This window comes from Rufibacter immobilis (assembly GCF_003721565.1).
GTDB lineage: Bacteria > Bacteroidota > Bacteroidia > Cytophagales > Hymenobacteraceae > Nibribacter > Nibribacter immobilis.
Window position 1 is genome coordinate 443337 of sequence record NZ_RJJE01000001.1, and the last position, 14178, is coordinate 457514.

The window sequence follows — 14178 nt, forward strand, 5'->3', positions numbered from 1 at the left end:
ATATTCCCTCGGGCTCCTTAACAATAGCTTAATAGGCGGTTAATCATGGGGTAAAGTGGTCGCTCTAGTTTTGCAGCGAGACTAATACTTACCTGATGAAAGCCTTTTTACTCACCCTCTCTCTCCTGATCAGCGCCACCGTTAGCTACGCACAGCAAGGAACCCTCTCCGGAAAAGTAAAGGACAAAAAAACCGGTGAAGCCATTATCGGCGCTACTGTTTCGGCTACAACTTCCAATGTCGCGGCTACTGACCTGGACGGAAGCTACTCACTTAAACTGGCACCCGGCACTTACAAAGTCACTGTTACCTATGTCTCCTATAAGCCTCTCACTTTGGAGGGCATCAAGATAGAAGCCGGCAAAACCACCACGCTCAACCCCGCTTTGGAAGACGATGCCCATAGCCTGGGCGAAGTAACCGTGGTAGCCGAGCGCCAGGTAAACAATGATATTTCCCTTATCAAGGACATAAAGCAAAGCAACGTGGTGGTGAGCGGGATGTCTAATGAGCAGATTGTGAAGGCGCAGGACCGTGACGCCGCCGAGGCCGTGAGAAGGATTCCCGGGGTAACTATCCAAGACAACCGGTTCATTATTGTGCGGGGCTTGAGCGAACGCTACAATTCTGTGCTGCTGAACAACGTGCTTACCCCCAGTTCTGAGGTAGATGTGCGGGCCTTTTCCTTTGACGTACTGCCCACCAGCGTGATTGACCGCATCCTCATCTACAAATCGCCGGCCCCGGAATTACCCGGAGATTTTGCCGGCGGGGCTATCAAAGTCACTACCAGAAATGCCGTAACAGAGAATTCCACCACCTTCAGCATTGGTACCGGCCTCCGTTCCGGCACCACCTTCAAACAATACAACACCTACAAAGGAAGCAAAACCGATTTCCTGGGCTTTGACAGCGGCACCAGACAACTGGCTAGCAATTTTCCTTCTACGGCTCAGTTCCAAGGCCTGTCTTACGAGCAGAAGAACCAGTACGGACAGAATCTGTCTTTGTCCAACGTCTGGAAACCGGAGCAATCTACCGCCGCGCCAGACCTTCGCCTGAATGTGGGCCTGAACCGCGTGTTTGATCTAGGCGGGAACCGCTTGTCCAGCATCACGTCTATTTCTTACTCCAACTCGCACCTGAACCAGAACACCACCCGCAACAGCTATCAACAGCAGCGCCCAGACGGCGGGGTAGACCCGGAGTGGAGCTACGTAGACCAACTTTCGGGCAACTCAGTACGGGTAGGCGTGTTGCAGAACTTCTCCCTACGGTTAAACGAGAACAACAAGCTGGATTTCCGCAATCTCTTCAATCAGATAGGGGTTTCCCAGGCAACGGTGCGGGAAGGGTTCAACTACCAGTCTGGCAGCACCGCCGAGGAAAGAAACTACGCGCTGCGCTACGAGAGCCGGAGCATCTACACCGGGCAGCTGCAAGGCACCCACTCCACGGCAGATCAGAGAAACACCTTTACCTGGTCGGCGGGGTACAATTACATCAGCAGGAATGAGCCAGACCTTAGAAGAGTGCGCACCCAGCGCAATGCCGGTTCAGAAGGTCCGTTCCAGGTGCAGATTGCCAGCGGCATCACTTTATATGACGCTTCCCGGTTCTTCTCTGACTTAACAGAAAGTGCCTACATCGCCGAAGGCCAGTGGCAACACCTGTTCCATGCCGCAGACTCCACAGACGTAGAAAACGCGCCCAAACTGAACATAGGGTTTTACGCCGAAAGAAAAGACCGTGAGTTCAATGCCCGCACACTCAACTACAAGAGAAACACCGGAGCCGGCGGCGGTACTACAGACCAGGCCATCCTTAACCTGCCGGTAGAGCAAATCTTTGCCCCGCAGAACCTAACCTACCCCAACGGCCTGCTCTTTGACGAAGGCACTTCCATTGCCGACCAATACAATGCCGCCAACACGCTGGTAGCGGGTTACGCGGGTATTGCCAAAACCTTCCTGGAGAAAATAAACCTCTACGGAGGAGTTAGGGCCGAATTCAACAGACGCGAAGTAAACACCGCAGACCAATCTGGTTCTTACCCGGTAGATGACAAAAAGCTGTATGTGCTACCTTCTGTGAACGCTGCTTATAATTTCAGCCTGCGTTCTTTGGTACGCGTTGCCTACGGCATGACGGTGAACCGACCGGAGTTCAGGGAGCAGGCTCGCTTCAACTTCTATGACTTCAACGAGAATGCATCAGTACAGGGGAACAGCAACCTGAAAACGGCCACCATCCATAACCTGGATCTGCGGTATGAGTTCTATCCTTCTGCCGCAGAGTTCCTCTCCCTGGGGGTGTTCTACAAGCGGTTTGTGAACCCCATTGAGACCAAACTTGTGCCGGGCACGGGCATCAACTACACCTACGTGAACGGCAAGTATGCCAACAGCATTGGCGTGGAGGCCGAAGTGAGAAAGTCATTCCTGGAGCTAAGCGGTAACAAGTTTATCCAGAACCACTCCTTCGTGCTTAACGCATCGCTGATCCACAGCCGCGTGAATTTAGGAGATGAGGCTTCTTCTGAAGAACAAGACCGCCCCATGATGGGCCAATCGCCCTACATCGTGAACACGGGGCTCTATTTCCAGGATGAGCAGACCGGCTGGCAGTATTCTATCATGTACAACGTGTTAGGCACCAGAATTTACCGCGTAGGCGATTCCCAGACCCCTTCTATCTATGAACTGCCCCGCCACGTGGTAGATATCACCATCACCAAGAACTTCAAGAACAGAATGCAGGTGAAGGCAGGGGTAACGGACTTGTTCAACCAGCAGTTCCGGTTTAAGGAAGATACCAACCTGAGCGGCAAGATTGATGCCTCAGACCTGCCCATCTACAACTTTAACAGAGGTGTTTACGGCACCTTCACCCTAGGCTACACCTTCTAACCCTGCTCTATCAAGACAATTTTAACCATTACTAAAACAAGTATGAAAGAATTCGGAAAATTATCTGCATTGCTCATGACCTGCGTTGCCTTAGGATTTTCTTCCTGCGGAGATGACGATTCAAGCGAGCCAACTCCTGGTCCTACTGGCAAAGGCACGGCCAACTTACAGGGCAGCATTAGCGGTAGCAGAACATTGGATGCAGATACCGTCTATACCCTCAAAGGCTTTGTGTATGTAGCAGATGGTGGCACCTTAACCATTGAGCCCGGCACAGTCATCAAAGGTGAGAAAGCTACCCAAGGTACATTGATTATACAGCGCGGCGGCAAGATCATGGCCCAAGGCACCGCTGAAAAACCTATCGTGTTCACCTCCAACCAACCTAAAGGAAGCCGCCTGCCTGGCGACTGGGGTGGCGTGGTGATCTTGGGAAGAGCCAAGCACAATCAACCCTCAGACCCTAAAGTGGAAGGCGGACCAGAAGCCGTGTACGGAGGAACCAATGACGCCGACAATTCAGGGGTATTCAGCTATGTACGCATTGAGTTTGCCGGCTATCCTTTACAGCCTAACCAGGAATTGAATGGTTTGACCATGGGCTCAGTAGGGTCAGGTACCAAGATTGACCACATTCAGGTTTCCTTTGGTGGCGACGATGCCTTTGAGTGGTTTGGCGGCGCGGTGAAGGCAACACACTTAGTGGCCTACAGAAACACAGACGACATGTTTGACACAGACTACGGCTTCTCCGGTAAGGTACAGTATGCCCTTGGCATCAGTGATCCACTCCTGTGGGACGTTGCCTCAGGCGGTGCCACCAACGGTTTTGAGTCTGACAATGACGGAAACGGTTCTACCCGTGAACCCTTCACTACTGCTACCTTCTCTAACGTGACTATTATTGGCCCGGGTAGCAACTTACCGGCTAATGCTCAATTTGGCCAAGGTGCCCATCTGAAAAAAGGCACTAAACTCAACATCCGCAATACCATCATTAGTGGGTACAACAAAGGAATCACCTTAGACGGTACCCTAGTGGAAGGTTATGCCCAGAACGGCGGCATCAAAATCATGAACACAGTAGTAGCGGGAGCAGGTGCCAACACTGCCCTTAACAAGGCCTCTTCTTCTACTTCTGAGTTCAACGCCGCCAACTGGTTCAATACCTCTGCCAATGGCAACAGCATTAAGACGCTGGCCGAGCTGAATTTAGCCACTACAGCCCCTTACCTGCCGCAGACGGGTTCTCCGGCCTTAACAGGTGCCTCTTTCGCCGGCCTCACCGGATTTGAGGAAGTAGCCTACATTGGCGCCTTCGGAACCACTAACTGGACTACCGGCTGGACCAACTGGGATCCACAGAACACAGACTACTAACCTAGTCCAACAGCAAGATTGTCCATCAATATGGGTGAGAAATAAGGATGGAACAATCACTTTGTGCATGGCTTAGTCTCCCACGCACAAAGGGGCCCGCCAGCAATGGCGGGCTTTTTTTATCATGAGAGAACATAAACAGAACGTCCCTCCAATGGAGGGACGTTCTGTTTATAAATTAAGTAGGTGTATGGATGGTCTATTTTCTTCTGAAGGAGCCTTTGCAGATGAGGTATTTCTTCTGCTGAACCGGAGTCAACCGTTGCAGAACCGCGTCTTCATACCAGCTGTTGATTTGGGTGTGCAAGATTTCCAGCCGGGTTCCGGAAACTACGTTTTGAACTTCTTCTAACTCACGCAGCCTTTCTCTCTCCAACCCTTTCAGTTTCACAAACTGTGTCTCGCTTAACTTTAGCTCAGCATACAACCTACGCATTTCCATTTTAAGCCCCTTATTCTCAATTGAGAAAGAATCGGCGGAAGCGGTTAGGGAGTAAGACAGGATGAAGACGATGATAAGGGCTAAAGTTTTCATGGGTAAAGGGTGCTGTTTGTATTTCTGATTCAAAGGTAGGGCGCTTTTACAGGCAGAAACTTTAATTTAGGCCAATACCCATAAACAAGAGTTTAAACAACATTTTCTCCCGATTAAGCCAGCCCATTCCTATTGGTAGAAGAAAAAACGCAGATTGAATCCCATTCTCAGCCGGTTAAACAGGCTCAGGTCCGTTTAGCGGCCGTTTTTCCAAAAACTGGCCTAAAACAGAAAAGGCAATCTTACAGACTGCCTTTCCTAATTATAATAGCGAGTTCATTCCTTAACTGATGGGCACCTTGCGCAGCACGGCCTCCACAAAATCTTTGGTCTGCACATTGTCGGCCTCAGCTTCATAGTTCAGAATCACGCGGTGGCTCAACACGTCTGAGGCAATTTCCTTGATGTCCTCAGGCAGTACGTAATCACGCTCATCAAAAAAAGCGACGGCTTTGGCGGCCAGGTTCAACGCGATGCTCGCCCTGGGCGAGACCCCGAACTGCAGGTATTGGGCGAAATCTGCCAAGTCATAGTCGGCGGGGCGGCGGGTGGCAAACACCAGTTCTATGATGTAGCGCTCCAGCGTCTCGGAGATTTGCACCTGGTTTATCTCGTTCCGGATGTCAAAGATGTCTTGCTTGGTGAGAATGGTGTTGACGGTGCTGCTGTAAGAGAGGTTAGACATGCGGCGCATTACCTCCAGCTCATCGGCTTTGGAAAGATAATCCACATATACCTTCATCATGAATCGGTCTACCTGCGCTTCGGGCAAGGGGTAGGTTCCCTCCTGCTCCACGGGGTTTTGGGTAGCCAGCACCAGAAACGGCAAGTCTAGTCGGTACGTTTTTTCGCCAATAGTCACCTGTTTTTCCTGCATGGCCTCCAGCAGGGCAGACTGCACTTTGGCGGGTGAGCGGTTTACCTCATCGGCTAAGATCAGGTTGGCAAAAATAGGCCCCTTCTTCACCTCAAACGCCGATGAGCTCTGGTTATAGATCATGGTCCCGATGAGGTCTGAGGGCAATAAGTCTGGCGTAAACTGGATCCGCTGAAAATTAAGGTGCAGCACTTTGGCCAGGGTATTGATGGTTAAAGTCTTGGCCAAACCCGGCACTCCTTCCAATAAGATGTGCCCATTGGTAAACAAGCCAATGAGGAGGCGGTTGACCATGTATTGTTGCCCTACCACTACCTTGCTCATTTCCCTGAACACCTGCTTTATCTTCAGCTGGTGCTCCCTTATTTTTTCCTGGTATGAGAGTTCTTCCGTCTGCATGTCATCTTATTTACGAATGGGCTAAGGTAACCATTCTGTGGCACAGTCTTGGTCTACCACTTCTTGAAGACAAAGAAAACCGCTAGTATCAATAGGCCAAAGCCCACTAAATGGTTCCATGCCAACTTCTCTGTTCTAAAGACATAGACGGTTACTAACGTAAATACGGTCAAGGAGATGACTTCCTGCAATGTCTTCAGTTCAAAGAGGGAAAAAGGCCCACCGTTGTCGCGGTAACCAATTTTGTTGGCGGGCACTTGAAAAATGTACTCAAAGAACGCCAATCCCCAGCTAATGAGTATAACGCTCACTAATCCTAATTTCTGCAAACCGGCTATTTTCTTGAACTGCAAGTGTCCGTACCAGGCAAAGGTCATGAACAGGTTAGAAAGGGCCAGCAATAAAATCGTGTACAATGGTTTCATAGAAGGTTATTTTGAGGCAACATATTCTTAAGAAATAAACCTATGCTGGGAGTTTGCGTTTAGCGCCTCTTTTTTGAAAAAGAGCCGCTAAACGGATTCAGTAACTCTTTAATAGAAAATCAAGGCCATAGGTCACGTACCAATAAAGCTTAATAATTAAATATAATTTCTACTATTATAAATAGCATCACAAAAATTATAACATTTCTAATAAACCAATTCCACATCGTTACCTCTTTCCCCATAGATTTCTCTTCTATTCAGGTATTTTTAGCCATTTGCCAAACAGCTCACATAGCCTCTTGATTGCTAATTACTTAATCAAATCTCGATTATTTCACCCATTCATCGGGTGAAGTTACCTGTTGAACGAATATTCTTACGCTCAACGGAACTTATTGCACATTTTTGACCTGTGCTAAGCAACTAAGCATCAGCACCTATAACCTTGTACATAGCCTAAATCTAATACCAGATTTATCCTTAGAGAACGGCTGATCATTCCTGTGAGCTTAAATCCCAGATTGTTAGAGAACACTAGTAAAAAAAAGTATATGAAACAAAAATTACTCTTGTCCTTCTTTGCTTTGCTTCTACTCCCTCTCACCATGTTTGGTGAGGGATCAAAGCAGCTCACTCCCAACAGGTCTACGGCTGGGTTGACAGATCCAGCCAATGACAAGGTAGGTTACCTGGCCCATGATGCCAACTTTCCAAGTGCCTCTGGCGTAGCCATTACTTCGCTTAGCTTTCTGAAACCGGCTGGCTTTAGCCGGAACGGGGCTACCTTCTCGGCAGATCACCGGTTGTTGATTAGGGTAAAAAACGGGGAGCGGTTAATGTATGGGGTTCGCAGGGCCATCCATGACCAAACCACCTCTAACCAGGGAGATTTGGTTATAACTGTTAGGTATGCGGCGTCCAGCTCAGACGTTGCGGGTACTATTGCCCGGCAGACTACCCTTCTCAGAAACCAGAGCTCCACCAGGCAAATGTTGCTGAACACCAACCAGGCAGGGGTAATTGCCACTCCCGCTCAGGCGTTGGCAGGCCCAACGTTCACCCAAAGCGGCACCACCCGCAACTCTGGCGGTTACACCCCATTGTTAATAACCAACAATACTGGCGCAGACAGAGATTATTGGGTTGAGTTCACTCAGGTGGGAGAGGCCAACATGTCTGACGGCCAATTGTTCTCTGTATATGATTTATGGGATTTCACGGTCATTGACGGGACGGGCACAGAGAAACCGGGCCGTATGCGCAGCAAATTATGGTCTTTCTCAGCGGGCGGCACCAATAACGTTTTCTCCAAAGACTTTAACATGTATCCGCTGATTCCCAGCGAAGACCAACTTGACAGATATTTTGTAAAAGAGATAGAGTTAGCGGGTATTGCCCCGCAGAACTTCTTCCGCTTTGTGACCAACCGCTATGGCTCTACTTCTGCCACCGGAAGAACCACTGACGCTGAAAGAAGAAAAAGCCAGGGCGCACAGACAGATTACCCGGAGTTGTTCAACTTCGTGAATGACCCAGACCCTGCCATTTGGCCAAGTGCCACGGCCCCTACCTTTACTGTAGATGTAAAATCCGGCTGTAACACCGCTACCAACGGAGGTAAATCTACCTTTAACCTGAACACCTCAGAAAGCAGCACCTTTGTGGTCTTGATCAACCTAAACGGAGTAGCCGGTTACCAACCGGGCACAGCTGATGTGTTGCTGGAGTCTACCGGCACCAAAGGAGCCCGTACCGTGGAGTGGAACGGTTTGAACGGCCTCAACCAAATTGTAGCCAAGAACACCACTATCAATTACTTCTTCCGGAACAACAGCTCCCCCATCCATTTCCCGGTATGGGATGCCGAAGCCAACGCAGACGGTTTCAGGGTACAGGATGTTAGGCCAGTAGCCGGTTCTAACTATGACGGTCTCCTTTTCTGGGATGACTCTAACTTACCTACTTCCTCATTCCCTTCCCCACAGTCTGAGCTTTTTGGTGCCGTTTCTACCAATGGCGTACACCGCTGGGGCTCTGCCACCACCTCTGCCGGTGACCTGAAAACCGTGAATACCTGGACCTATGGCTATACAGGCTCTTCTACCCAATCAGCCACCTTCACGTACGACTGTAGCGCAGATGTGGCCGTTACCAATACTGCCGCCGCTGCTCCCTATACCATTGGCAAACCCTTTACCTATACCGTAACGGCTACCAATAATGGTCCTATCACGGCTAGCAATGTACAGGTAACAGATAAATTAGACCTTACCAAACTGGAATTTGTAAGCTCATCAGACGCGGCCAATTATAACACCAGCACTGGCATCTGGAACATTGGCGCCCTAGCCGTTGGAGCGTCCAAGACACTGACTATTACGGCCAAACCGTTGGTTTTAGGCACTATTTCCACTACCGCCACTCAAACGCACACAGAGGTAGACAATGTAGCCTCCAATAACAGCGCCACAGCTTCCATCACCGTACAGGCTGCCGCAGATATTGAAGTAAAGAACACAACTACCAAGACTACCTATAGCAACGGTGATCTGGTAACCTTTACCGTTACCGCTAAAAACCTGGGGCCTAATGCCGCTACAGGCGTGGTGGTAACAGATAAGTTGCCTGCGGGCTTAACGTTGGAAGGTGCTGCCCCTGCGGGATATGATGCCGCTACCGGTAACTGGACAGTGGGTGCATTAGCGGTGAACGAAACCAAAACCTTAACCTTAACGGCAAGAGCAACTGCTCTAGGCACAATCACTACAACCGCCGATCTTGGCAGCAGAACAGGCTTTGAGTTGGATGAAAACGCCGGAAACAATACCTCTTCTGTCACCATCAATGTGTCACCTTCTGCAGATGTGGCCGTGACCAACGTAGTGTCCAACACAACACCTAATCAGAACAGCGCTATCACGTTCACCTTCAGAGCCATCAACAACGGCCCTAACAACGCTACCAACGTAGTTCTGAGCAGCCCTATTCCGGCAGGCCTTACTCCTACAGCCTTTACCCCCAGCACGGGTTCTGTGTCTGTGGTGTCAGGTGTCGCGTACTGGACAGTAGGAACCATTCAGCCATCTGCCACGCAAACATTGGTTGTTACCGCGGTTCCAACCTTAGTAGGTACTTTTACCCTTACCGCTACGCAGACGCATACAGAGAATGACAATGTAGCAACAAACAACAGCGCTTCGCAGACCATTACGGTGCGGCCAACCGCAGATGTTGCCGTGACCAACACTGTCTCTGCCCCGGCAGGAACAACGTATGAGAATGACGAAGAAGTTACCTATACAGTAGTTGTCAGAAACAACGGGCCAAGCACCGCTACCAATGTAGTAGTCACAGATCAATTCCCTACTTCTCTGCAGATTTCGCCAGCCCAAGTAACCACCGGAACCGTAACCACCACTGCAAGTACCGGAAAAGTAGAGTGGACTATCCCTTCTATGGCGAGCGGAGCTACAGCAACGCTAACGGTGAAAGCGATCATCAAAGAAAGTGCGGTAATCACTACTACCGCCAGCCAGACGCATACTGAATTTGACAACGTGGCTGGAAACAACAGTGCCTCCAACACGATCCAATCGGGCTCAGGTATCATCACGGCAGATATTGTCGTGGCTGTGTCAACTCCTTCTAATGAATATTATACACGGGATTTGGTTCCATTTAAAGTAGTGGTAAGGAATGCGGGGCCAGATGCGGCTACCAATGTTACCGTAGATGCAGCTCTTCCTGCTGGCTTTACCTTAAACCGGGTAAATGCTACAACAGGAACTTACTCCAACGGCATCTGGACAATTCCAACCTTAGCAGACGGAGCCTCTACTGAATTAATTTTGATGGCTGTTCCCAATGCGGACGCAACAGTAACAGGAGATAAAAATTACACCTTCACCGCTTCCAGAACAGGCACGGCAGAACAGGTAGATAATGTAGCTTCTAACAACACGGCTTCTACCTCTTTGGTTGTCCGGAAGAAAGCAGACGTTAAAGCTGAGCTCACTGTGGTAAGCAATGACCCAGAGGGAAAATTCTACAATGGTATCTCAGAGGCTACCTTCACCATAAAAGTGACCAACAACGGCCCAGACCGCGTTACCAACCTTGCAGGAAGAGACACGCGCACCGGAACCTTGAACACTCCTTTCTATTTGGCCACCTCAGAAGGCACTGTTTATAACTTTGAAACCGGTATCTGGTCAGTTGGAAGTTTAGAGTCTGGCCAATCTGCCACTTTAACCTTGAAAGCCGTTCCTAACACCACAGGGCGTTTGGCACTAGGAGGTAGAATAACCAATCAGGACCAATATGATGCCATTACTGAAAACAATACCGCTGTTGCCCTGCTCAATGTGTTGCCGGTAGCAGAATTAGCCGTAACCAATACAGCAAGTGCAGCCACCTTCTACAATGGCCAGGAGACGTCGTTCACAGTGAGACTGCAGAACAACGGGCCAGACGCTGCCACCGGTGTAGTCATTGAGGACAAATTACCCGCCGGCCTCAGCTTTGTGAGCGCAACCGTCACTTCCGGTTCTTATGACCCAGCCACTGGCCGCTGGACCTTAGATTCTGATGTGCTCCCAGGCGCCGCCAACGCTCAGACATTAGTCATCAGAGTGAAACCACAAAGTGCCATAACCTATACAACAACCGCTTCTGTGGTGGCCTCCGGCCAATATGACCAGGTTACCTCTAACAACAGCCAGCAGGCAAGTATACAAGGTACCGTTTCCGCAGACATTGCTTTGAGCAGCATAATTGAAGCCGGTCCTTATTATGTAGGAGGGCAGTACAAAGTAACGATCACCGCCACTAACATAGGGCCAGACCCTGCCACAGGGGTAGCCGTAACGGCCGGGGTAGCGCCAGGCTTGACGTTGGTTCCTGGCAGCGGGTCGCCAGACGCAGGTACGAGCATCAATCCCGCCACCGGCATCTGGACTATTGGCAACCTGGGAGTGAATGAGACCAAGACAGTATCTCTATTGGTTCAGCCAACTGCGCTTGGGGTTCTGAACAGCATTGGCTATAAGTCAGCAGGCAATGAATTTGATCCAAACGGAGGCAGTACCAAAGACGGCAACAATACTACCATTGTGTACATCACGGCCGTTGACCGGAAAGCGAAATACCAGGTGATCGCCGTGAACAAGCACCCGTTTGCTATGCGCAATGGAGACAATATCGCGGAAGCAACTGACCAAGATGGCCCTATCAATAATGCCAAGGTTGTCAACGGCACCTTGCCTGCCGGTCTCAAATTGGAAAGCAATGGTGATATTGAAGTGAGCAACAGATTTGCCTTGGTAGCTGGCACTTACACCATAACTATTGAAACCGCAGATGCGATAGGGGGCATGACGCAGAACACCATTAGCTTCCGGATCTCAGACGACTGGGACAACGACGGAGTGCCTGATGCTCTTGACCTTGACGACAACAACGACGGTATCTTCACCTCCCAGGTAAACAATGCCACCGATGGTACCGCTGACGCAGACGGCGATGGAATCCCTAACTTCTTGGACAAAGACTTCATCCATCCCCTCTATGGCGCCTTCCGGGATAAGAACCATGATGACATCAATGATGCGTTTGACTTAGACTTAGACGGACTGATCAAAGGATTTGACACTGACATTGACGGTGACGGTATCCCGAACGCAGTAGAATCTAATGGAGGCATAGTTCCCTCTAGCGATATCTATAATGCAGCCATAGGTGTTTTCAAAGGCTCCGTTAACGCCAATGGTATACCCATAGTGTTACAACCTAGCAACAACAACACGACTTCTATCCTATCATACCCAGACACAGACAAAGATGGCATCCGTGACTATGAAGACCTAGATTCTGACAATGACGGCATCTTAGATAACTATGAAGCTCAAGCCACTAGCAGCTACATAAATGGTATTGGGTTAGACAGTGATCTTGACGGCCTCAGTGATGAATATGACGCCACTACCGGCGGCACCAGTATTACACCGGTAGACACAGACAAAGATGGCACACCAGATTATCTTGACCTTGACTCTGACAATGACATGTCAATGGACTATGTAGAAGGTTTTGATGACAACAACGACGGCAAAGCCATGGATGACCTGATGGAACGAGCCAGACTGTTTGAGGATGCAACGAGCAAGGGTTGGTACGTGAACACCATCAAAGATAAAGATGGTACCCCGCAGTGGTTAAAGTTAACCAATGGATATCCTAACTACTTAACCAAGGGATCCGCCTACTACCATGACACCAACAATGATGGTATCATAGATTTGTTTGACACAGACAATGGAGGCCGTGGTGCTTCTATGCAGACCGAAGAAGACAATGAATACGCCTACCGTACCGCTGCAATTGTTACTCCGCTGCCAGTTACCATGATCAGCTTCACAGCCAAGGTGCAGAAAGATGGGGTACAGTTAGAGTGGGCTACTGCCGCAGAGAAAAACAATGATTTCTTCTCTGTTGAAAGAAGCACAGACGGCAAGAACTTCAGTGTTATTGGACAGGTGAAAGGCGGCGGCAACAGTAACGTTCTCCTGAACTACGGCTTCCTTGACAATAAGTCTGTGAGCGGAACCAGCTATTACCGCCTGAAACAGGTAGACTTTGACGGCAAGTTTGAGTACAGCAAGATCATAGCCGTGCAGACCAAGGCAGCCGCTGCCCCTCAGGTAACTGTGAAAGCATACCCTAACCCCACCACCGATGCGGTGAACCTTGACCTGACCAATGTGGCCCCGGCCAAAGTGATGGTGAAAGTGTTCGCGCTGGATGGCCGCATGGTGAAAACCGCTGAACTAGAGGGAGGCGCAGTACAGACACTTGACCTGACTAATGTAGCCACGGGTACTTACCTGCTCAAGCTAGCCGGCAACGGTTTTGAGACAGTACTTCGTGTGGTGAAACAATAAACTCTACCTCTTCCTAAACAGAATCGGCTCCCAAAGGAGCCGATTCTGTTTTTTACACCAGGAGAAACCTTATACTTGCGCTACATAAAAAGGGCGGCCCCGCCAATTGGCAGGACCGCCCTTTTTATGTAGCGCAGTGTTTTTACTCTTCGTCTTCCAGATAATAATCGCCTTTGTGACCTTCCGCAGACTCATCGCTGAAACGGGTGATGTCCTTCATGAAATTGTCATGGATCTCCTTGATCTTGGGCGAAGCAGAGATGTGTTTCTTCAACACCTTCGCAATCTGGCTGGCCTCTTCCAGATAGAACATATCATCTGTGGCAGTGCCTAATTTGTCATTGTCTACTTGCAGAAGTTCGGCCTGCAGGTCCATGAGGGCAGGGTCATCTTCGCCATACATGATAAGGGTGCCGTGCAGTTTGCTCAGCATCTCATTGAAAAGCTCTCCCTCATAAGGTAAGTTTACCTCCTCGTCATCATCTGCGCCAAAACCGCCTCTTCCGCCGCCTAACACATCATCATCGTCGTCATCGTCAAAGGAGAACTCATCATCAAAATGATTGCTGTTGAAATCATCCTCATCGTAGCCATATTCATCATCGTAACTGCCGCGTGGTGCCATGCCTGTTCTCTTTTTGCTTTGTAAATAAATTTTCGCCTTTAAAAAGTGCTTTCCTTTTTACGTGTCTGTTTCAAAAATTGCCTGCCA

Annotated in this window: 7 protein-coding genes; 3 read left to right on the plus strand and 4 right to left on the minus strand. The window is 49.5% G+C overall.

Annotation, left to right across the window (positions count from 1 at the left end):
* Window positions 1-95: 95 nt before the first annotated feature.
* Complete coding sequence (locus EFA69_RS01920; protein WP_123131384.1) at window positions 96-2909, plus strand: TonB-dependent receptor; 2814 nt, start codon at window positions 96-98, stop codon at window positions 2907-2909.
* A gap of 42 nt (window positions 2910-2951) precedes the next feature.
* On the plus strand, window positions 2952-4289 hold the full coding sequence (locus tag EFA69_RS01925) for a T9SS C-terminal target domain-containing protein (protein WP_123131385.1): 1338 nt from the start codon (window positions 2952-2954) through the stop codon (window positions 4287-4289).
* 199 nt (window positions 4290-4488) lie between these two features.
* On the opposite strand, the gene EFA69_RS01930 is transcribed toward EFA69_RS01925, so the two are convergent.
* From EFA69_RS01930 to EFA69_RS01940, 3 genes are all read right to left on the minus strand, one after another.
* Entirely contained in the window at window positions 4489-4824 is a 336-nt protein-coding gene (locus EFA69_RS01930) for a hypothetical protein (RefSeq protein WP_148041228.1), read from the minus strand.
* Window positions 4825-5107: 283 nt separating this feature from the next.
* On the minus strand, window positions 5108-6100 hold the full coding sequence (locus tag EFA69_RS01935; RefSeq protein WP_123131387.1) for an AAA family ATPase: 993 nt from the start codon (window positions 6098-6100) through the stop codon (window positions 5108-5110).
* A gap of 53 nt (window positions 6101-6153) precedes the next feature.
* Window positions 6154-6525 (minus strand): DMT family protein, encoded by a 372-nt coding sequence (locus EFA69_RS01940; RefSeq protein WP_123131388.1) that lies wholly within the window; start codon window positions 6523-6525, stop codon window positions 6154-6156.
* A gap of 554 nt (window positions 6526-7079) precedes the next feature.
* Between EFA69_RS01940 and EFA69_RS01945 the strand changes: the two genes are divergently transcribed.
* Window positions 7080-13466, plus strand: coding sequence for a T9SS type A sorting domain-containing protein (locus EFA69_RS01945; RefSeq protein WP_123131389.1), 6387 nt, complete (start codon window positions 7080-7082; stop codon window positions 13464-13466).
* Between the two features lie 142 nt (window positions 13467-13608).
* On the opposite strand, the gene EFA69_RS01950 is transcribed toward EFA69_RS01945, so the two are convergent.
* Window positions 13609-14091 (minus strand): hypothetical protein, encoded by a 483-nt coding sequence (locus EFA69_RS01950; RefSeq protein ID WP_123131390.1) that lies wholly within the window; start codon window positions 14089-14091, stop codon window positions 13609-13611.
* Between the last annotated feature and the right edge of the window lie 87 nt (window positions 14092-14178).